18 protein-coding genes and 1 pseudogene are annotated in these 18,530 nt (G+C 64.1%); 12 read left to right on the top strand and 7 right to left on the bottom strand.

The features are described 5' to 3' along the window. Genes IEV58_RS16540 through IEV58_RS16530 form a run of 3 tightly spaced genes read left to right on the top strand, consistent with a single transcriptional unit; the run spans position 1 to position 3,010 of the window. Positions 1-1,143 (top strand): amino acid ABC transporter permease, encoded by a 1,143-nt coding sequence (locus IEV58_RS16540; protein WP_188410928.1) that lies wholly within the window; start codon positions 1-3, stop codon positions 1,141-1,143. Next, complete coding sequence (locus IEV58_RS16535) at positions 1,140-2,240, top strand: amino acid ABC transporter permease (protein WP_188410927.1); 1,101 nt, start codon at positions 1,140-1,142, stop codon at positions 2,238-2,240. Before IEV58_RS16540 ends, IEV58_RS16535 begins: the two co-directional genes overlap by 4 nt. Further along, positions 2,237-3,010, top strand: coding sequence for an amino acid ABC transporter ATP-binding protein (locus tag IEV58_RS16530; RefSeq protein WP_188410926.1), 774 nt, complete (start codon positions 2,237-2,239; stop codon positions 3,008-3,010). Before IEV58_RS16535 ends, IEV58_RS16530 begins: the two co-directional genes overlap by 4 nt. On the opposite strand, the gene IEV58_RS16525 is transcribed toward IEV58_RS16530, so the two are convergent. From IEV58_RS16525 to IEV58_RS16515, 3 genes are all read right to left on the bottom strand, one after another. After that, positions 3,007-3,381: a DUF1850 domain-containing protein gene (locus tag IEV58_RS16525; RefSeq protein WP_188410925.1), complete on the bottom strand. Its 375-nt coding sequence runs from the start codon at positions 3,379-3,381 to the stop codon at positions 3,007-3,009. The genes IEV58_RS16530 and IEV58_RS16525 overlap by 4 nt on opposite strands. Then, the gene (locus IEV58_RS16520) at positions 3,378-5,507 is read right to left on the bottom strand and encodes a TRAP transporter permease (protein WP_188410924.1); all 2,130 of its coding nucleotides are present in this window, start codon (positions 5,505-5,507) and stop codon (positions 3,378-3,380) included. The genes IEV58_RS16525 and IEV58_RS16520 overlap by 4 nt, the downstream gene beginning before the upstream one ends. An 83-nt stretch (positions 5,508-5,590) precedes the next feature. Continuing rightward, complete coding sequence (locus IEV58_RS16515; protein WP_188410923.1) at positions 5,591-6,538, bottom strand: TAXI family TRAP transporter solute-binding subunit; 948 nt, start codon at positions 6,536-6,538, stop codon at positions 5,591-5,593. A 198-nt stretch (positions 6,539-6,736) separates the two neighbouring features. Here IEV58_RS16515 and IEV58_RS16510 point away from each other — a divergent pair, with 198 nt between their 5' ends. The 5 genes from IEV58_RS16510 (at position 6,737) to IEV58_RS16490 (ending at position 10,625) form a co-directional block, all read left to right on the top strand. Then, positions 6,737-6,880, top strand: a complete 144-nt coding sequence (locus IEV58_RS16510; protein WP_188410922.1) for a hypothetical protein — start codon at positions 6,737-6,739, stop codon at positions 6,878-6,880. A gap of 8 nt (positions 6,881-6,888) precedes the next feature. After that, entirely contained in the window at positions 6,889-7,629 is a 741-nt protein-coding gene (gene aztA, locus IEV58_RS16505) for a zinc ABC transporter ATP-binding protein AztA (RefSeq protein ID WP_188410921.1), read from the top strand. Positions 7,630-7,636: 7 nt separating this feature from the next. Further along, the gene (locus tag IEV58_RS16500) at positions 7,637-8,503 is read left to right on the top strand and encodes a metal ABC transporter permease (RefSeq protein WP_188410920.1); all 867 of its coding nucleotides are present in this window, start codon (positions 7,637-7,639) and stop codon (positions 8,501-8,503) included. Positions 8,504-8,526: 23 nt separating this feature from the next. Beyond that, complete coding sequence (locus IEV58_RS16495; RefSeq protein ID WP_188410919.1) at positions 8,527-9,468, top strand: metal ABC transporter substrate-binding protein; 942 nt, start codon at positions 8,527-8,529, stop codon at positions 9,466-9,468. Positions 9,469-9,530: 62 nt separating this feature from the next. Then, a complete protein-coding gene (locus tag IEV58_RS16490) occupies positions 9,531-10,625 on the top strand; it encodes a CobW family GTP-binding protein (RefSeq protein WP_188410918.1) in 1,095 nt (364 codons plus the stop codon). A 167-nt stretch (positions 10,626-10,792) separates the two neighbouring features. Here the strand turns inward: IEV58_RS16490 and IEV58_RS18290 are convergent. Next, positions 10,793-11,074: pseudogene (locus IEV58_RS18290) on the bottom strand (DUF6766 family protein); the annotation flags it as partial. A gap of 130 nt (positions 11,075-11,204) precedes the next feature. Between IEV58_RS18290 and IEV58_RS16480 the strand changes: the two are divergent. From IEV58_RS16480 to IEV58_RS16465, 4 genes are all read left to right on the top strand, one after another. Further along, positions 11,205-12,209 (top strand): WD40 repeat domain-containing protein, encoded by a 1,005-nt coding sequence (locus tag IEV58_RS16480; RefSeq protein WP_188410917.1) that lies wholly within the window; start codon positions 11,205-11,207, stop codon positions 12,207-12,209. 37 nt (positions 12,210-12,246) lie between these two features. Further along, entirely contained in the window at positions 12,247-13,197 is a 951-nt protein-coding gene (locus IEV58_RS16475) for an NAD(P)/FAD-dependent oxidoreductase (RefSeq protein ID WP_188410916.1), read from the top strand. Beyond that, positions 13,194-13,700 carry a DUF2937 family protein gene (locus IEV58_RS16470; protein WP_188410915.1) on the top strand — a complete coding sequence of 169 codons (507 nt, stop codon included), beginning with the start codon at positions 13,194-13,196 and terminating at the stop codon, positions 13,698-13,700. The genes IEV58_RS16475 and IEV58_RS16470 overlap by 4 nt, the downstream gene beginning before the upstream one ends. Before the next feature lie 173 nt (positions 13,701-13,873). Next, the gene (locus IEV58_RS16465) at positions 13,874-14,884 is read left to right on the top strand and encodes an AbrB family transcriptional regulator (RefSeq protein ID WP_229729542.1); all 1,011 of its coding nucleotides are present in this window, start codon (positions 13,874-13,876) and stop codon (positions 14,882-14,884) included. 63 nt (positions 14,885-14,947) lie between these two features. Here IEV58_RS16465 and IEV58_RS16460 read toward each other — a convergent pair whose 3' ends face one another. The 3 genes from IEV58_RS16460 to IEV58_RS16450 all read right to left on the bottom strand — a co-directional run bounded on the left by IEV58_RS16460 (position 14,948) and on the right by IEV58_RS16450 (position 18,137). Continuing rightward, on the bottom strand, positions 14,948-16,378 hold the full coding sequence (locus IEV58_RS16460) for a homospermidine synthase (protein WP_188410913.1): 1,431 nt from the start codon (positions 16,376-16,378) through the stop codon (positions 14,948-14,950). A 92-nt stretch (positions 16,379-16,470) separates the two neighbouring features. Then, positions 16,471-16,995: a GNAT family N-acetyltransferase gene (locus tag IEV58_RS16455; RefSeq protein WP_188410912.1), complete on the bottom strand. Its 525-nt coding sequence runs from the start codon at positions 16,993-16,995 to the stop codon at positions 16,471-16,473. Positions 16,996-17,006: 11 nt separating this feature from the next. Then, the gene (locus tag IEV58_RS16450) at positions 17,007-18,137 is read right to left on the bottom strand and encodes a type III PLP-dependent enzyme (protein ID WP_188410911.1); all 1,131 of its coding nucleotides are present in this window, start codon (positions 18,135-18,137) and stop codon (positions 17,007-17,009) included. Positions 18,138-18,530 lie beyond the last annotated feature (393 nt).

Raw genomic sequence — 18,530 nt, 5'->3', positions numbered from 1 at the left:
ATGCTTTCCTCCCTGTGGTATAGCGAAAGGGCACGCAGCCTGACGGCACAGACTGTGCTGCTGGCGGCGTGCCTTGCCGGGCTCTACTGGCTCTATGACAATGCGGTCACCAATCTGACCGCACGCGGTATCCGCGTGGGCCTCGACTTCCTCTGGCGGCCGTCCAACTTTCCCATCTCTGAAAGCATCGTCGCCTACAGCCCGGCCAATACCATCGCCTGGGCCTTCGTGGTGGGCCTCGCCAACACGCTCTATATCTCCGCCATCGCCATCGTGCTCTCCACCTTGGTCGGCCTCGTGGTCGGTCTCGGCCGCCGCTCGTCCAACCCGCTGACGTCGGGGGTGACCGGCGCCTATATCACGGTCATCAGGAACACACCGCTGATCGTCCAGCTGCTGTTCTGGTATGCGATCGCCACCACGGCCCTGCCGGGGCCGCGCCAGGCGCTCAATCCCGTCGGCGGCGTTTTCATCTCGTTGCGCGGGATCTATCTGCCGAGCCTTCATCTGGAGGGCATCACCTCCCTGCTGTGGGTCGGCGCCACCGCCAGCTTGCTAACCCTTGCTGCGGGACTGATCTATCGCAGACGCCGAGGCCTTGCGGTGACGATGCTAGCGGCCATCACGATCGCCCCGTTCGTACTTGCGCTCCTCGCCTTTGTCGCTGGCGGCGGGCGTGCTGCGGTGAGCGTGCCGGAGCTGACTGGCTTCAACTTCACCGGGGGTATGCGTCTCTCCTCGGAGTTCACCGCTCTCATCATCGGCTTCGTGGTTTATACGTCCGCCTATATCGGCGAGATCATCCGGGGCGGAATCGATGCCGTGGGAAAAGGCCAGTGGGAAGCCGGCCGCGCCATCGGCCTCAGGGACAGCCAGACGCTGTTCCACGTCATCATCCCCCAGGCCCTGCGCATCATCATCCCGCCGCTGACGACGCAATATCTCTCCACGGTCAAGAACACCACGCTGGCGCTCGCGGTGGGCTATCCGGAATTCGGGCTGGTGGTCGGCACCGTCATCAATCAGACCGGCCAGGCCATCGAGAGCATCATCATCATGCTGGGCGTGTTCCTTACCATCAGCCTCGCCGTCTCGCTGTTCATGAACTGGTACAACCGCCGCGTGGCACTGGTGCAACGATGAGCATCGCAACTCTTTCCGAGCGGCCGGAACTTTCGGCCGCCTCCGCGCCGCCTCCCGCCGCGCGGCGCACGCTCCGGCAGATTTTCTTTGCCGACCTTTTCAGTTCGGTGCTGACCGTCGCCACCGGCGCCCTTCTGATCGCCACTGTTCCGGCCGCCATCGATTGGGCGGTGCTGGATGCGGTCTGGCCGGGCGGCGATGCCCGCCTGTGCCAGGAGCAGGGCGCCTGCTGGGCCTTCATCGCCGACAAGCTGCGCTTCATCCTCTTCGGCGTCTATCCGCCGGAGGAGCAATGGCGGCCGCTTCTCGTCATCGGCCTCGTGCTCGGCGGCGTTCTGATGACACTGTCGCCGCGCCTGTGGGGCACAAAGCTGATCCTCGGGTGGGGCGTGCTGATCGCGGCCATGCTGACGCTGATGTGGGGCGGCGTTTTCGGCATGTCCGTCGTGTCCACCAACCGCTGGGGAGGCTTGCCGGTCACCCTGCTCCTGGCCGTCCTGTCGCTTGGCCTCGGCTTTCCCTTTGCCGTGGTGCTGGCGCTGGGCCGCCGCTCCACCAGCATCGTTCCGCGCATCCTGTCGGTTCTGACCATCGAGGTGGTGCGCGGCCTGCCGCTGGTCGGCCTCTTGTTCGTGGCGTCCATCCTGCTGCCGCTGCTGTTGCCGGCGGGCTGGAGCATCGACAAGCTCGGTCGCACGCTGGCGGCGCTCACCATCTTCGCCGCGGCCTATCTTGCCGAGGTGGTGCGCGGCGGGCTGCAGGGCGTATCGGGAGGGCAGGAGGAGGCGGCCCGGGCCCTTGGCATCCCGCGTTGGAAGATGGTCTGGCACATCATCCTGCCGCAGGCGATCCAGAAGGTCATTCCACCCCTCACCAACACCGCCATCGTCATGGTCAAGAACACCAGCCTCGTCCTTATCGTTGGCGTGTTCGACATGCTGAGCGCGGGACGGGCGGCGGCAGCGGACCCGGCCTGGCCCGCGCCCTACGCGGAAACCTATCTCTTCGTCGCCACCATGTACTTCATCATCTGCTTCGGCATCTCACGCTATTCGCTGTGGCTGGAGCAGCGGGTCCGCGAAAAGGATTACCGATGACCGACACGAGGCAAATGTCCGCCGGTGCCGAGGCTGCCCATATCGCTATCGCCATCACCGGGCTCGACAAATGGTATGGCGCCTATCACGCGCTGAAGAACATCCATATGGAGGTGCGGCGCGGCGAGCGGATCGTGATCTGCGGCCCTTCCGGCTCGGGCAAGTCGACGCTGATCCGCTGCGTCAACCGTCTGGAGGAGCATCAGCGCGGCCACATCGTGGTCAACGGCACCGAGCTCACCGCCAACCTCAAGAACATCGATGCCATCCGCCGCGATGTCGGCATGGTGTTCCAGCACTTCAACCTGTTTCCTCATCTGACGGTGCTGGAAAATTGCGCCCTGCCGCTGATCCTGGCGCGGCGCAGACCGCGCCGCGAGGCGGAGGCCATGGCCTGGCATTATCTGGAGCGCGTCCGCATTCCCGATCAGGCAACGAAATATCCCGGCCAGCTCTCGGGCGGTCAGCAGCAGCGGGTGGCCATTGCCCGTTCACTCTGCATGGCGCCGCGGATCATGCTGTTCGACGAGCCGACCTCGGCGCTTGATCCGGAGATGGTGAAGGAGGTGCTGGACACCATGGTCGGCCTTGCCGAGGAGGGCATGACCATGATCGTCGTCACCCATGAGATGGGCTTTGCCCGCCGGGTCGCCGTCCGTGTCATTTTCATGGATAGGGGCGAGGTGATCGAGAGCGCCGATCCCGAGACGTTCTTCTCTGCGCCGGAGCATGAACGCACCAGGGAATTCCTGACGCAAATCCTGCATTAATCGCAGGGGTAAAGCCGCACCGGATCGGCGGTCTCGGGCACGATGGTGCCGAGCGTGCGGCACTGGCCCTCGGTGCAGAAATTCCAGTCGCCCACATTGGGGGCGTCGGAACGGCGCAGGATGATTTCCGTGCGCGTGTTGTCCTTGGGCGTCCAGCGATAGAAGCCATCTTCGAGGCGGGCGTCGGGCGCCGGTTCCATGCCGGCGCCCGTGCCTTTGATGCGGACCTCATCCACCACGAGCTCTTTGCCGGAAAGATGCCAATCCTCTTCCCAGGGGATCTTCTCGATGGTGTGCATCCAGGTGAGCGTGAAGGCGGCAACTGCCAGTTTGGTGACAGTGCCGCCTCCCGCGAGGCAGAGAAGGCTCATTCCGCCGCTGGCGCCGTGGTCGTGGCCGTCGACACCGAGCGAGTCCGCCAGAGATGCCAAGCGATGAAGGCGACGCAGGCAGCGAAGCCGATCTCATCGGTCATCGGCAGAGCGGCGATGAGGAACGCCGCGGCGCCAAATGCCCAGAGCCGCTCCCACCAGGCAAGTTTTGTCCGAAGGAAGCCGATCCCGGCCGCGCCCCAGAGCGCGATGGCCAGAACGGCCTTGCCGACGGCATAGGCGACAGCCGGCCAATAGCCGACCACCTGGATGAACGGGTCCTGCTCCTGCAGCATCAGGGCGGGTGCATAGACCGCCATGAAGGGCACGACGAAACCGGCCACCGCAACGCGCACGGCCTGAATACCGATTTTCATGCCGCTTTCCTTGGCGATGGGAGCCGCGGCGAAGGCCGCCAGCGCCACCGGCGGCGTGAGATCGGCCATGATGCCGAAGTAGAACACGAACATGTGGCTGACGATCAGCGGCACGCCGAGTTCCAGAAGGGCAGGCCCGGCGATCGACGAAGTGATGATGTAGTTCGGGATCGTCGGAATGCCCATGCCCAGGATCAGACAGGTGATCATGGTCAGGACCAGTGACAGGAACAAAGAGCTTTCACCAACCGCCACCACGATGCGGGCAAAGCTGGTTGCCGCGCCGGTGAGCGCCAGAACACCGATGATGACACCGACGAGAGCGCAGGCGATGCCGACGGGAAGCGCATTCTTGGCGCCTTCCGCCAAGCTTTCCAGGCAGAGCTTCAGAGTGTCCCGTCCGCCGCGCACCACGAGGTTGATGAGCACCAGGGCTGCCACCAGCATGATGATGATGGTGACGCCGCGGAACTGCATGCCCGCGATGTTGAAGGTGGTGCCGAAGGCGGCCGCCGAGAGCAGTCCGAGCAGAACCCAGAACAGGGCCCGCAGCGGGAAACTGGCGAGCCTGCCGGAAATCGGTACACCGAGCACGATGAGTGCGGTAAGCCCGAGGCCAACGGTGCCGGCGAAAAGCGGCGTGTAGCCCGAGAACAGCAGCCAAACGAGGGCGACCAGCGGCAGGATCAGATACCAGCTCTTCTTCAGCGCGCCGAGAGCACTGGGGCAGTCCGCTTTGGGCATGCCGCGCAGGCCAAGGCGATGAGCCTCAAGATGCACCATCCAGAAGACGGTGGCGAAGTAGAGGATAGCCGGGATGATGGCCGCCTGGACGATCACGACGTATTCTACACCCAGCGTCTCCGCCATGATGAAGGCGACCGCGCCCATGACCGGCGGCATGATCTGACCGCCCATGGAAGCGGTGGCTTCGACGCCGCCCGCGAAGGCTGGGGGGAAACCGAAGCGTTTCATCAGGGGAATGGTGAAGGCGCCTGTCGTGACGACGTTCGCCACACCCGATCCATTGATGGTGCCCATCAGACCGGAGGAGAAGATGGAGACCTTGGCGGGGCCGCCGGTGGTGTGCCCAACCGTGCCGAGAGACACGTCGGTGAAGAGCTGGATCATGCCGGCGCGCTCGAGGAATGCGCCGAACAGGATGAAAAGGAAGATGTAGCTCGACGACACATAGATCGGCGTGCCGTAGATGCCTTCGGTGCCGAGGGAAAGGGCCTCGACGATCTGTTCGGCGTCATAGCCGCGATGGTCCAGCGGCGAAGGCAGATACTGCCCGAACAGGCCATAGAGCAGGAACAGGGCGCAGATGATCGGCAATGCCCAGCCCATCATGCGCTGACCGGCGAGGAAGACGAGAGCGATCAGAAGGCTGCCGAAGATCAAATCCGCTTCGGTGGGCATGCCCGAACGCAGGATCAAGTCCTCGTAGAAATACCAGTGATAGAAGCTGAGGATGAAGGAGCCGACAGCGATGACCCACCAGAGCGTCTGGTGGCCCTTGGCTCCCGGCCGCGAATTGGCGATCAGGCCAAAAAACAGCAGCATCAGAAAGCCGACGTGCACCGAGCGCACGACCTGGCTGGCCAGCGGCGAATAGGCCGACGTCCATATTTGGAAAACCGAGAAGGCGACGGCAATGGCAAAGAGCGCTTTCGCGCCTGTGCCCACGCCCCACCCGGGAATGTGTTCTGCTTCAACCGCCGCGGCGGTCTCTTGAGTTCCGGACATTGGATGGATCCCTGGAAATTTGAGCGTCTGCAGAAACGGATCGGGCGCGGAAGCCAACTGGCTTCCGCGCCCGAAACGTCAACTTACATGACGTTCTTTTCCTTGAAGTACTTCTCGGCGCCCGGGTGCAGCGGAGCCGGAGAGACGGTGGCGTTCTTGTCGAGCTTGATCGCCTTCGCCGCCGCGTGAGCCGCCTGGAGCTGATCGAGGTTCTCGAAGATCTGCTTCGTCATCTGATAGGCCAATTCATCAGGCACATCGGAGTGCGTGACGAGATAGTTGATGACGGTCGCCGTGGGCACATCCGCTTCCTGACCCTGATAGGTGTTCGCGGGGATCGTTCCGACAGCGTAGGGCGCGCCGATCTTCTCGATCACCTCAGCCGGCACTTCCACCACATTGATGGCGACCGAGTTGGCGAGATCGCGCAGCGAAGCCACGCCAAGGCCGGCCGACTGCAGCGTCGCGTCGATCTGGCGGTTCTTCATCAGCTCGACCGATTCCCCGAAGGGGAGGTATTCCACCTTGGCGAGATCCTTATAGGTGATGCCTGCGGCGCCCAGAACGGCGCGGGCATTAAGCTCGGTGCCCGACTTCGGCGCGCCGACCGACAGGCGCTTGCCCTTCAGGTCAGCCAGCGTCTTGATGCCCGACTCCTTGGACGCCACGATCTGGATGTAGTTGGGATAGATCGCCGCGATGGTGCGCAGCTTGTCGAGTGGCTTGGCGAAGCCGACTTCCTTGTTGCCTTCCCAGGCGTCGCGCAGCGAGTCGCCGAGGCTGAAGCCGATTTCACCGCGGCCGGCCTGGAGCAGGTTGAGATTTTCAACCGATGCCTTGGTGGCCTGCGTGGAGGGGCGGCTGCCGTCGATCGTGGTGGAATAGATCTTTTCCATGGCCACGCCGAGCGGATAATAGACGCCTGTCTGCCCGCCGGTAAGAATATTGATGAAGTCTGCCGCGACAACAGGCGTTGCCGCCAGTGCGCCAACAATTGCAACTGCAAACTTAATTCGTTTTGATTGAAACATTCATGCCTCCCAGGTTGGTTTCGACTAAGTACACTTGGTTGCCGGCTCGTGACAACGTGTAGTGTTATTTTTGGAGCGCCGTTGTAGCAGCGATATCTGCTTTGTCGACATAAAAACGGCGCATTTCAGCAAAGTTTAAGTGTGCGCCGCAGCATCTGTTGCGGCTGGACATGTTATGATATAACAGTGACCCTTATCATGAGCGGTCACTCTCATACCCACTCCCACGCACTTCAGCCGACGGCCTCGCTGTTGCGGATGTCGGCCGCGGTTCGCCTCGCAGGGGCGGCAGCGGTGATCATCGCGCTCTGGGCCGCCGTCTGGTGGGCATTGTCATCATGAGCGGCATCATGCGCGGAGCCATCCGCTTTGACAATCTTACATTAGGCTATGATCGCCATCCTGCGGTCCATCATCTGGATGGTCGGATCGAAGCCGGCAGCCTCACCGCGATTGTCGGGCCCAATGGGGGAGGGAAGTCGACCCTTCTCAAGGGCATCGTCGGCGCGCTCAAACCCTTTTCGGGCCGTGTGGACCTCGGAGGGCTGGATGCGCGCGAGGTCGCCTATCTGCCCCAGGCCGCCGATATCGACCGGTCCTTCCCCATGTCAGTCTATGACCTTGTCGCCATGGGCCTGTGGCGCAGCCGCGGGATGTTCGGCGGCATCGGCAAAAAGGATCACACCCACATCAGCGAGGCCATGGCCGCCGTGGGCCTGGAAGGCTTCGAGCGCCGCGCCATCGGCACGCTCTCGGGCGGACAGATGCAACGCGCGCTCTTTGCACGGCTCCTGCTTCAGGACGCGCCGGTGATCCTTCTGGATGAGCCTTTCACGGCCATCGATGCACGCACCACCGCCGATCTTCTGGCGCTGGTCGCGCGCTGGCATCAGGAAAGCCGCACCGTCGTCGCCGTGCTCCATGACCTGGAGACGGTGAAGAAGCATTTTCCGGAGACGCTGCTGCTGGCGCGCGGAGCGGTGGCCTGGGGCGCCACGCGCGACGCCCTGTCCCCCGAGCACCTCCTGGAGGCGCGCCGGATGGTGGAGGCGTTCGACCCACACGCCCACTATTGCAAGGCGGCGAGCTGACAGCCCCATGTACGACCTTCTGATCGCGCCTTTTGCCGATTTCGGATTCATGCGCCGCGCGTTGGTGGGCGGCGTGGCGCTTTCCGTGGGCGCGGCGCCCATGGGGGTGTTCCTGATGCTGCGGCGCATGAGCCTGACTGGCGATGCCATGGCCCATGCCATCCTGCCCGGCGCGGCGGTGGGCTTTCTTGTCGCCGGTCTGTCGCTGCCCGCCATGACCATCGGCGGCCTCATCGCCGGCGTTCTCGTGGCGTTGCTCTCGGGCGTTGTCGCCCGTGTCACCGTGCTCAAGGAAGATGCCGCGCTGGCCGCTTTTTATCTCGTATCACTGGCGCTGGGCGTCACCATCGTCTCCATGCGCGGCTCCAACGTGGATCTCCTGCATGTGCTGTTCGGCACCGTGCTGGCGCTGGATGACGCGGCGCTGATCCTGATCGCCGGAATCACTTCGCTCACGCTCGGCACGCTGGCGCTGATCTACCGTCCGCTGGTGCTGGAGTGCCTTGATCCCGGCTTCCTGCGCTCGGTCAGCCGTTCCGGCGGCCCGGTCTATCTCGCCTTCCTGGCCCTCGTGGTGCTCAATCTCGTTGGCGGTTTCCAAGCGCTCGGCACATTGCTCGCCGTCGGCATCATGATGCTGCCCGCGGCTGCCGCCCGCTTCTGGACCGACGACATCACGGGAATGCTGCTGCTCGCGACGCTCGGCGGCGTTCTCGCCACTGTGGCGGGTCTTCTAGGTTCCTATCACCTCGGCGCACCCAGCGGGCCGGCGATCATCCTGGCGGCGGGTTGCCTTTATCTTCTGTCACTGGTCTTCGGCCCGGTCGGGGGCCTGATGCGCCACCTCCGGCCGCGCCGGCATCTGGAAGCCTGAATTCCCGAATAAGGAGAATGCTCATGCTCCGCCGCACTGTTCTCGCCGCCGGCTTCGCGCTCGGCGTCGCTCTGTCCGCCCAGGCGGCCGAAGGCCCGAAAGTGGTGGCCACCTTCTCCATCCTCGGCGATCTCGTGAAGAACGTCGGTGGCGACAGGATCGAGCTCACCACCCTGGTCGGCGCCAACGGTGACGCCCACGTCTATGCGCCGTCGCCGGCCGATGCCAAGGCGCTGTCGGAGGCGAAGGTCGTCTTCACCAACGGCCTCAAGTTCGAAGGCTGGATCGACCGGCTGGTGAAGGCCTCCGGCACCAAAGCCAAGGTGGTGGAAGCGGCAAAGGCCGTGACGCCACGCCCCTCTGATGAGGAAGAGCACGGTCATGATCACCACGGTCATGATCACGGTCATGATCATGAACATGAACATGAACATGAGGGGCTTGATCCGCACGCCTGGCAGTCGGTGGCAAATGCCAGGCTCTATGTGACCGCGATCCGCGACGGATTGATCGCGGCGGATGCGGAAGGCCGCGCCACCTATGAGGCCAATGCCTCGGCCTATCTTGCCCGGCTGGACGCGCTGGACGCCGAGATAAAGGCCGCCATCGCCAAAATCCCGGAGGCCGACCGCCGCATCATCACCTCGCATGACGCCTTCGGTTATTTTGCCGAGGCCTATCATGTGGAGTTCATCGCCCCGCAGGGGATCTCCACCGAGGCGGAGGCCTCGGCCCGCGACGTGGCGGCCCTGGTGAGGCAGATCCGGGCGGAGAAAGCCAAGGCCGTCTTTGTCGAAAATATCTCCGATGCCCGCCTCATTGAGCAGATCAGCCGCGAGACCGGGGTGTCGGTGGGCGGCACGCTTTATTCCGACGCGCTTTCGGACGCCGATGGCCCGGCGGGGACTTACATCGATATGATCCGTCACAATATAAAGGCTTTGAGCACGGCGCTTTCGAGCTGACCGGCACAACCGATTCCATGCACCCGTCTTCGCCCGGAGACGGGTCCTCCCTAGAGGTCTCCATGTCCGACAAGATCCCCGTCACCGTTCTCACCGGCTATCTCGGCGCCGGCAAGACTACGCTTCTCAACCGCATCCTCTCCGAGCCGCACGGCAAGAAATACGCTGTCATCGTCAATGAATTCGGCGAGGTGGGCATCGACAACGATCTCGTGGTCGGTGCCGACGAGGAAGTGTTCGAGATGAACAACGGCTGCATCTGCTGCACCGTGCGCGGCGATCTCATCCGCATCATCGAGGGCTTGATCAAGCGCAAGGGCAAGTTCGACGCCATCATTGTGGAAACCACCGGCCTGGCCGACCCGGCGCCGGTGGCTCAGACCTTCTTCGTGGACGACGAGGTGCAGGCGAAGGCGCGGCTCGACGCGGTGGTGACCGTGGCCGATGCCAAATGGCTGACCGAGCGGCTGAAGGACGCCCCGGAGGCAAAAAGCCAGATCGCCTTCGCCGACGTCATCCTCCTCAACAAGACCGACCTCGTGTCGGCCGAGGAGCTGGAGGAGGTCGAGGCTCGCATCCGTGGCCTCAACCCCTATGCCCGCATCATCCGCACGGTGAAATCGAACGTGGAACTCTCCGAGGTGCTTGATCGCGGCGCCTTCGACCTGGAGCGCATTCTGGAGCTGGAGCCGGCCTTCCTCGAAGAAGACGATCATCATCACCACCACCACGATCATGAGTGCGGCCCGGACTGCGGGCATGATCATCATCACCACGACCATGGCCACGAGCATCATCACGATCATGGCCACGGCCACGGCCACGGCCATTCCCACGGCGGGCTGAGGCACTATCACGACGAAACCATGCAATCGGTGGCGCTGACGATCCCTGGCGACGTCGATCCGGAGAAGTTCCTTCCCTGGGTGCAGGACCTGTCGCAGAGCGACGGGCAGAACCTCCTGCGATGGAAAGGCATCCTCGCCTTCAAGGGCGAGCCGCGCCGCTTCGTCTTCCAGGCCGTCCACATGATCATGGACGGCGATCTGCAACGCGAGTGGAAGCCCGATGAGAAGCGTCAGTCGAAGCTCGTCTTCATCGGTAAGGAGCTTGATACCGAGCGGCTCAAGGCCGGTTTTGAGGCCTGCGCCGCCTGATGCGGCATGCGATGCCCGGCTTGCCGGACATCGATCCGCCTTCGTCAAACGCTGCCGCGCGCGGCCCTTACCGCCTCCAGATGTTCGTCTGTGTGCCGGCCGGTGTAGTGCTGGTCGATGTGATCGATGATCCCGTCACCTTTCTCAGGCGTGAGCAGTCTCAGGATCTAGTCCATCTTGGCTTCCATCCGGTCGTCGCCCTCCTTGGATTGCGGCGAGCCGAGATAGAGGAAATAGGCGAGGCCGCCGACCTGCCACAGGAGCTGGAGAAATTCCGACTGCCAGTTCTCGAAGGTGTCGCGGCCCATGATGATCCAGTATTCGGACATTTCCACCGGCTGGTTGTGTGCCAGCTGCTCACTGACGAAGGCCTTCCAACCGAAATACCAGTGACCGGCGATGGACACGGCGAAGAAGCCGAGCGTGATCCAGGCATAGCCGTAGCGTCTAAAAAATGGACGGTTTGCTTTTCATGCACCTTGTCTCCCGTGGGGTGGAAACGAAACACCGATCCTCACATCAAGGTTCACGCCGACAGCAGGCTATCCAGATGCGGCCAAAATCTCGTAGGTTCCTCCCATGCTTCCATCCGGCGATTCCCTGACGCAATTCATCCGGCCCATCGAGGCGGGCGCCCATGTCACCGCGGCTGCTTTTCTCGGTGAGGTGACGCTGTTCGCTCTCGGCGACGGCACGGTGGTGCGTTTCGACGGCGAAACGGAAGAGCGCCTGACCGTGCATCCTGATGGCGCGGTGCTGCTGGCCGCCTCCAATGGGCGCCGGCTTGTGACGGGCGGCGATGACGGGCGGGTCGTCGAGGTCCTGGCCGACGGTCAGACCAATGTGCTGGCCGAGACCGGCGGGAAATGGATCGACGCGCTCGCGCTCGGCCAGGACGGCGCGCTCGCCTGGTCCGCCGGGAAGGTCGTGACGGCGCGCGATTCGCGCGGCTGGACCGCCTCCATCGAAAGCCGTTCCGCCGTGCGCGGCCTTGCCTTCGCACCGAAAGGCTTTCAGCTCGCCATCGCGCACTACGGCGGCGCGACACTGTGGTTTCCGCGCGCGGTGGCCAAGCCCAAGCTCCTGGAGTGGAAGGGCTCGCATATCGATGTCACCTGGTCGCCCGATGCGCGCTTCGTCATCACGACCCTGCAGGAAAACGCGCTGCACGGCTGGCGGGTGGCGGATTCCGCCCATATGCGGATGACCGGATATCCAGCGAAGACACGATCGCTGTCCTGGTCGAGCGACGGCAAATGGCTCGCCACATCAGGCGCCGATGCCGCCATCCTGTGGCCGTTCCAGGCCAAGGAGGGTCCCATGGGAAAACAGCCGAAGGAGCTGTCGGTTCGGCCGGCCAAGATCGAGCGCGTGGCCTTTCATCCCAGCGCTCCGGTCCTGGCGTCCGGCTTCGAAGACGGCTGCATTCTCCTCTCCCGCATCACTGATTCCGGCGAGTTGCTCGCGCGTGCGCCGGGTGAGGGCGGTGCCATAACGGCGCTCGCCTGGGATGCGGAGGGCAAGCGGCTTGCCTTCGGAACCGAAGAGGGATCGGCGGGCGTTTTGATCCTGCCGCCGGTGTAGGTCACCCCCTCCCGGTGGGAGGCAACCGGGAGCAGTCATGTCCAGGCACGTCGCCATTATCGGGGCCGGCATCGCAGGCCTCGCCTGCGGCAGGAGGTTGACCGAGGCCGGCTGCACCGTGGTGATCTATGAGCGAAATCCCGGTCTCGGCGGCCGCTGTGGAACCTGCCGTATCGATGGGATGGTTTTCGACCACGGTGCCCAATATGCCACCGCCCAGTCGGACGCCTTTAGGTCGTATCTGATGGCTGCGCGCGAAAGGGATCAGGCGGCGCGCTGGCCGGAGGAAGAGCACGAGCGCCAGGACGACCGCGAGGCCTATGTCGGTATTCCCGGGATGAGCACGCTTGCGGGAGGTCTCGCGCCCGGTGCCGATGTGCGCCTCAAGACCGAGGTCACCTCGCTCCTGCACACTGCCAAGGGCTGGGCGGTGGGCCTCGCCAATGGTGACGCCGAGGGTTGCTTTTCCTCCGTGGTGCTGGCTGTTCCTGCGCCACGCGCCATCTCCCTGCTCCCGGAGCATCCTTTCCGTCAGCGTTTGGAGACCGTTCGTTATGCGCCGTGTTGGGCGGGCCTTGCCGCCTTCGGGGAGGCGCTCGAGGTGCCTGACATCGTGGAGACCGGCGGACCGATCCAATGGGCGGCGCGGAACAATTCCAAGCGCGGCCGGCCGGACGTGGAATGCTGGGTCATGCACGCCTCGGTGCCCTGGAGCCGCGACCGGCTGGAGGAAGAGGAGAGCGTCATCGCGCTCGAGCTTCTGGAGACCTTCGGCATGCAGATCGGCGGCACCCTGCCGCAAACCTTGCATCTGTCGGCGCATCGGTGGCGCCATGCACGGGTGGAACATCCGCTTGGCGAGGACTTCCTCCATGACGAAGAATGGGGCATCGGCGTTTGCGGCGATGGCTGCATCGGTCCCCGTGTCGAGTCGGCTTTCCTCAGCGGGGATGCGCTCGGGCGCGCCATGGCGGGCGGCGGGAGATGATCGGAAAGACCCTGGCCATCGCCATGGGCCTCGTCTGCGGCGCCCTGCTTTCCCAGGGGCCCGAGTTCGTTCAGCAATACAGCCAGCGGCTCGGCGGCCGTCTCGACGAGCTCAGGGGCTTCGTCGAGCGGTTCGATCGCGATGCAGCGGCGGCGGGCCTCAACCGCCTTTCGGCGCTGGCCGAATATCAGGAAAATTCCAGCAATTTCGTCTCCGCTCGTGGCCGCGATGCGGCCGACACCATCCTGCGGTTCGAACGCTATGAAGCCCATCGCAATGCCTTGCGGGAGGCGGCGCCGTTCTCCCGGCTCTGGGTTTTCGCGCGCGACGCGGACGGGGAAATCGCCGCGGCCACGGCGGAAGACTATCAGCCGGCAGTTCCCGTCACGCTGGAAGGTCTTGCCCATGCCGGCGCGGGCTTTGGCATTGGCGCGCTCATCACCGGTCTCTTTGCCCGCATGCTGCGCAAGCGGCGCGAGCGAAAAATCATCATCACCGGCTAGCGCCCGATGTTCGCTGGTGTGAAAGGCGAGCGCTGTCCCGGATTATTTGGCCAAGCCTATGTTCAGATCCGAGTTGCGGGTCTACAACTTCATATTCTCATCCGCCTCTCGTGCTCGCCTCACCCATGTCGCGTCTCAACCCTGCATACCTCTTAAAAGTGTCGACAATCTACATGATGGCGATCGTCGCGGGCTGGATCTGCGTGAAGCTGCATGTCCCGCTGCCCTGGATGATCGGGCCGCTGCTCTTCACGGCAACCTGCAGCATGAGCGGCATGGAACTCAATGTACCGCGCAACACACGCCATGTGGGCCAGGTGATCGTGGCCGCCGCCGTGGGCCTCACCTTCACGCCTGCGGCGCTGAGCTTCATGGTCGGTCATGCGGGCGTGATGGTCGCAGCGGCAGCCATGACACTTCTCGCCGGTTTCGTGACGGCGGCCGTAATGCGCCGCTTCACGGGTGCCGATACCATCACGGCAAGCCTCTGCTGCGTGCCGCTCGGGCCGATGGAGTCCGCCAATCTTGCCATGCAATACGGCGTGCCGCCGGGGCCGGTGGCCTTCGTCCAGACCCTGCGCATCGCGCTCACCGTGACGCTCATTCCCCCTATTCTGGTGTGGCTGGACCCGCGCGATCTTGACCTGACCGGCGCTTTGTCTACGTCGGACTGGCGGCCGGAGGGGATCGCCGTCACGCTTGCGGCGGCGGTGGCGGGGGCCATGCTGTTTCGCGTGCTGCGCATCGCAAATCCCATGTTCCTGGGCGGCCTTGCCGGGTCGGGCCTCAGCATGCTGCTCGCACTTCCCGTCTCGCCCTTGCCATACGCGGTGATCGCCGGCGGGCAGATCCTGCTGGGGGTGTGGCTTGGCGCCTCCTTTACGCAGGAGCTTCTGGAAAAGGCGGGCACCTTCATACCTGCGGCGCTCCTTTCCACGCTGCTGCTGTTGTCCTCCTGCGCGGCGGTGGGCGTCATCATCTCGTGGATATCAGGCGTGCGGGCCGATGCCATGATCTTGGCGACCGCGCCCGGCAGCGTCACCGAGATGGCGCTCACCGCCAAGATCCTCGCGGCGGACCCGGCCATGGTCACGGGTTTTCACGTGGTGCGCATCTTCATGCTGATCCCCTTCGCCCCGCTCATCTTCCGCATGGTCGGGCGGTTGGCGAAATGGGGTGTGTGAGGAGCCGGGTTTGGCTTTGCGACCCAACGAAAAAGCCCCGGCGGTTGCCGGGGCTTTTGTCTGTCACCGCACCAGGATGTTGCGGAACTGCCAGGGGTCGCTCTCATCGAGGTCTTCCGGGAAGAAGCCCGGACGACCATCAAGCGGGGTCCAGTCGGTGTAATAACCTTTCACCGGTCCGAGATAGGGCTTCTGGATCTCAAGGCAGCGCTTGAAGTCCATCTCGTCGGCTTCCACGATGCCCTCGTTGGGGTTCTCCAGCGCCCAGACCATGCCGGCGAGAACGGCGGAGGAGACCTGGAGACCGGTGGCGTTCTGATAGGGCGCCAGCTTGCGCGTCTCCTCGATGGAAAGCTGCGAGCCATACCAATAGGCGTTCTTGTCATGGCCGTAGAGCAGCACGCCCAGCTCATCGATGCCGTCGGCGATCTCGTCGGCCTCGAGGATCTTATGCTCCTCCTGCGGCTGGCCGGCGCGGCCGAACATCTCATGCAGGGAGAGAATGGCATTGTTGGCCGGGTGATAGGCGTAGTGGCAGGTGGGGCGATAAACCACCCGCTCGCCTTCCCGCACCGTGAAATAGTCGGCGATGGTGATGGATTCGTTGTGCGTCACCAGGAAGCCGAACTGCGGGCCCGGCGTGGGACACCAGGAGCGCACGCGGGTGTCGGCGCCCGGCTGCAGCAGGAAGATGGCCGGAGCGGTTCCGTTGGCATGGGTGCGGGCGTTTTCCGGCATCCACTTTTCATGAGTGCCCCAGCCAAGTTCCGCCGGCTGTACGCCTTCGGACAGGAAGCCTTCCACCGACCAGGTGTTGACGAAGACGTCGCGCGGCTTGGGATGCTTGGCGCGCTGGGTGTCGCGCTCGGCGATATGGATGCCCTTGACGCCGGCCTTGCGCATGAGCGCGGCCCAGCCGCTACGGGTCTTGGGCTCACTGGCGTCGAGGCCAAGATCCCTGGCAACATCCAGAAGGGCCTGCTTCACGAACCAGGAGACCATGCCCGGATTGGCGCCGGAGCAGGAGATGGCGGTGGTGCCGCCGGGATTCTTGCGCCGCTCGGCCAGCAGAGTTTCGCGCAGGGCGTAATTGGTGCGTGTCTCGGGGCCGGCGTCCTTGTCGAAGTAGAAGCCGGGCCAGGGCTCGATCACCGTATCGACGTAGAGCGCGCCGATCTCGCGGCAGAAGGCCATGATGTCGACCGAGGAGGTGTCGACCGACAGGTTCACGCAGAAGCCCTGTCCGTCACCTTCTGTCAGGAGGGGTCCAAGAAGTTCCCGGTAGTTCTCGCGCGTGACGGCTTGCTGGATGAAGCGAATGCCACGCTCGTCGAGCAGGTCACGGTTGGTGTCCTTGGGGTCGATGACCACCATGCGGCTCTTGTCGAAGTCGAAGTGACGTTCGATGAGTGGCAGCGTGCCGCGTCCGATCGAGCCGAAGCCGATCATGACAATGGGTCCGGAAATCTTCGCGTGGATAGGCCCCTCGGCCATGATGGCAGTCTCCTTCGGTTGAAAAATGAATAAAAAAAGCCGCTCGCACTTGGGTAGGTGCGAGCGGCGGTAACGTCAAGCTCTTGAGCCGGTTACGCCGCCCGGGCGAGCGGTTTGATCTTCTGACCGGTTGCTGTGACAAGACCATGTACGCCGGCAAGCGCGCCGGGCACGATTTCATGGGCCAGGAAGCGGCCGGCTTCCACCGGGCCCGGCAGCCAGAGGCCCTTGGTCAGCTCCGGCTGGAAGCCGAAGCGGGCATAGTAAGGCGCGTCGCCGACCAGGAGCACGGCCTGGTGGCCGAACTCCCTGGCCCGCAGCAGGGCCTCCCGCATCAGGCGCGAGCCGAGGCCTTCGCCCTGAAGATCGGGCGCCACGGCAAGCGGGCCGAGCAGAAGGGCCGGGCAGCCACGGCCGGCATCCACGTGCCAGAGGCGCAGGGTGCCGACAAGGCGGCCGTCATGATCCTCCGCGGCGAGGGCAAGTCCCTCGGCCGGCAGCCGGCCGCGGCGCAGCTTCTCGGAGGTCTTGGCGCGGCGGCGCGGACCGAAGCAGCGGTCAAGCAGCAGCTCTCGGGCTCCGGCGTCAGCCGGAGCCTCGTCACGAATGAAAGCCATGGAACCCTCCGTCAGATCACGTAGGATTTCAGCGGCGGGAAGCCGTTGAAGGCGACGGCCGAATAGGTCGTCGTATAGGCACCCGTGGCTTCGATCAGGACCTTGTCGCCGATGGAAAGGCTCACCGGCAGATAGTAGGGGTCCTTCTCGTAGAGCACGTCGGCGCTGTCGCAGGTCGGGCCCGCGAGTACGCAAGGTGCCTTGTCATCATGGTCGTGCTCGGTGCGGATCGGATAGCGGATCGCCTCGTCCATGGTCTCGGCGAGACCGCCGAACTTGCCGATGTCGAGGTAGACCCAGCGCACCTCGTCCTCGGCCGCCTTCTTGGAGATCAGCACCACCTCGGCCTGGATCATGCCGGCGTTGCCGACCATGCCGCGGCCCGGCTCGATGATGGTCTCGGGCAGACGGTTGCCGAAGTGACGGCGCAGCGAGCCGAAGATCGCCTGACCGTAAGCCTCAACAGCCGGCACGTCCTTGAGGTACTTCGTCGGGAAACCACCGCCGAGGTTGACCATGCCAAGGCCGATGCCGCGCTCCGCGCAGGCGTGGAACACGCCGGCTGCCATCTCCAGGGCACGGTCCCACATCTCAGGATCGCGCTGCTGCGAACCGACGTGAAAGGAGACGCCATGGGCGACGAGGCCGAGACGATGGGCGTGCTCGAGCACGTCGATAGCCATCTCAGGCGCGCAGCCGAACTTCTTGGACAGCGGCCATTCGGCGCCCGATCCGTCGCAGAGGACGCGGCAGAACACCTTGGAGCCGGGAGCGGCGCGAGCGATCTTCTCCACCTCTTCCACGCAATCGACAGCGAAGAGGTCGACACCGATCTCGAAGGCACGCGCGATGTCGCGCTCCTTCTTGATGGTGTTGCCGAAGGAGATACGGTCGGGGCCGGCACCGGCGTCGAGCGCCATTTCGATCTCCGCCACGGAGGCGGTGTCGAAGGAGGAGCCGAGATCAGCCAAGAGCTTCAGCACTTCCGGGGCCGGGTTTGCCTTGACGGCATAGAACACGCGGGTGTCCGGCAGGGTGCGGGCGAAGGTGAGATAGTTGTCGCGCACGACATCGAGGTCGAGGACCATGCAGGGGCCATCGGGACGTCGGGTTGCGAGGAAATCGCGGATGCGGTCGGTCATAGCGTCTCTCCCATGAGAAGCCACTGCGTTAGCCCTGTCGGGTGCCGGGTCGTTCGCTGCGCGATGTGGAGACGCGCGCGTCGTTACCGCCACTCGGTGACCCGCCTCATCGGAGGGTCGATGTGGTTCACGCCGAACAGCATCGATAACGGTCGTTGCCGTATGTCGATGCCACCGCTTGGTTTGGGAGATCCCGCACCGCACGAGCCGGCAAAGATGTAGTCGCCTCTTTAGTGTCGCCAGCTGTTGGAAAGCCGGCAGAGACCAAAAAAGCCCTCTACGTCGTTGCTTTAAGTCGCGTCCGCCGACGGAGAGTCAGCTTAGCCCCGGTTTTACTCCGGTCACCGGCTTGCCCGGACGGGAGTTCCGTCCAGCCGGCACACGACCACAGGC

The organism is Agaricicola taiwanensis (assembly GCF_014635245.1).
GTDB classification, from domain to species: domain Bacteria; phylum Pseudomonadota; class Alphaproteobacteria; order Rhizobiales; family Methylopilaceae; genus Agaricicola; species Agaricicola taiwanensis.
The sequence above is the reverse complement of the archived record's forward strand: the minus strand, read 5'-3'. Positions and strand labels throughout refer to the sequence as shown.

Coding starts and splice junctions, on each gene's coding strand:
- IEV58_RS16515 (WP_188410923.1), bottom strand. CDS start 6,538: ATGTTTCAATCAAAACGAATTAAGTTTGCAGTTGCAATTGTTGGCGCA.
- IEV58_RS16520 (WP_188410924.1), bottom strand. CDS start 5,507: ATGTCCGGAACTCAAGAGACCGCCGCGGCGGTTGAAGCAGAACACATT.
- IEV58_RS16535 (WP_188410927.1), top strand. CDS start 1,140: ATGAGCATCGCAACTCTTTCCGAGCGGCCGGAACTTTCGGCCGCCTCC.
- IEV58_RS16510 (WP_188410922.1), top strand. CDS start 6,737: ATGAGCGGTCACTCTCATACCCACTCCCACGCACTTCAGCCGACGGCC.
- IEV58_RS16460 (WP_188410913.1), bottom strand. CDS start 16,378: ATGGCCGAGGGGCCTATCCACGCGAAGATTTCCGGACCCATTGTCATG.
- IEV58_RS16465 (WP_229729542.1), top strand. CDS start 13,874: ATGATGGCGATCGTCGCGGGCTGGATCTGCGTGAAGCTGCATGTCCCG.
- IEV58_RS16455 (WP_188410912.1), bottom strand. CDS start 16,995: ATGGCTTTCATTCGTGACGAGGCTCCGGCTGACGCCGGAGCCCGAGAG.
- aztA (WP_188410921.1), top strand. CDS start 6,889: ATGCGCGGAGCCATCCGCTTTGACAATCTTACATTAGGCTATGATCGC.
- IEV58_RS16495 (WP_188410919.1), top strand. CDS start 8,527: ATGCTCCGCCGCACTGTTCTCGCCGCCGGCTTCGCGCTCGGCGTCGCT.
- IEV58_RS16490 (WP_188410918.1), top strand. CDS start 9,531: ATGTCCGACAAGATCCCCGTCACCGTTCTCACCGGCTATCTCGGCGCC.
- IEV58_RS16500 (WP_188410920.1), top strand. CDS start 7,637: ATGTACGACCTTCTGATCGCGCCTTTTGCCGATTTCGGATTCATGCGC.
- IEV58_RS16530 (WP_188410926.1), top strand. CDS start 2,237: ATGACCGACACGAGGCAAATGTCCGCCGGTGCCGAGGCTGCCCATATC.
- IEV58_RS16470 (WP_188410915.1), top strand. CDS start 13,194: ATGATCGGAAAGACCCTGGCCATCGCCATGGGCCTCGTCTGCGGCGCC.
- IEV58_RS16475 (WP_188410916.1), top strand. CDS start 12,247: ATGTCCAGGCACGTCGCCATTATCGGGGCCGGCATCGCAGGCCTCGCC.
- IEV58_RS16540 (WP_188410928.1), top strand. CDS start 1: ATGCTTTCCTCCCTGTGGTATAGCGAAAGGGCACGCAGCCTGACGGCA.
- IEV58_RS16480 (WP_188410917.1), top strand. CDS start 11,205: ATGCTTCCATCCGGCGATTCCCTGACGCAATTCATCCGGCCCATCGAG.
- IEV58_RS16450 (WP_188410911.1), bottom strand. CDS start 18,137: ATGACCGACCGCATCCGCGATTTCCTCGCAACCCGACGTCCCGATGGC.
- IEV58_RS16525 (WP_188410925.1), bottom strand. CDS start 3,381: ATGAGCCTTCTCTGCCTCGCGGGAGGCGGCACTGTCACCAAACTGGCA.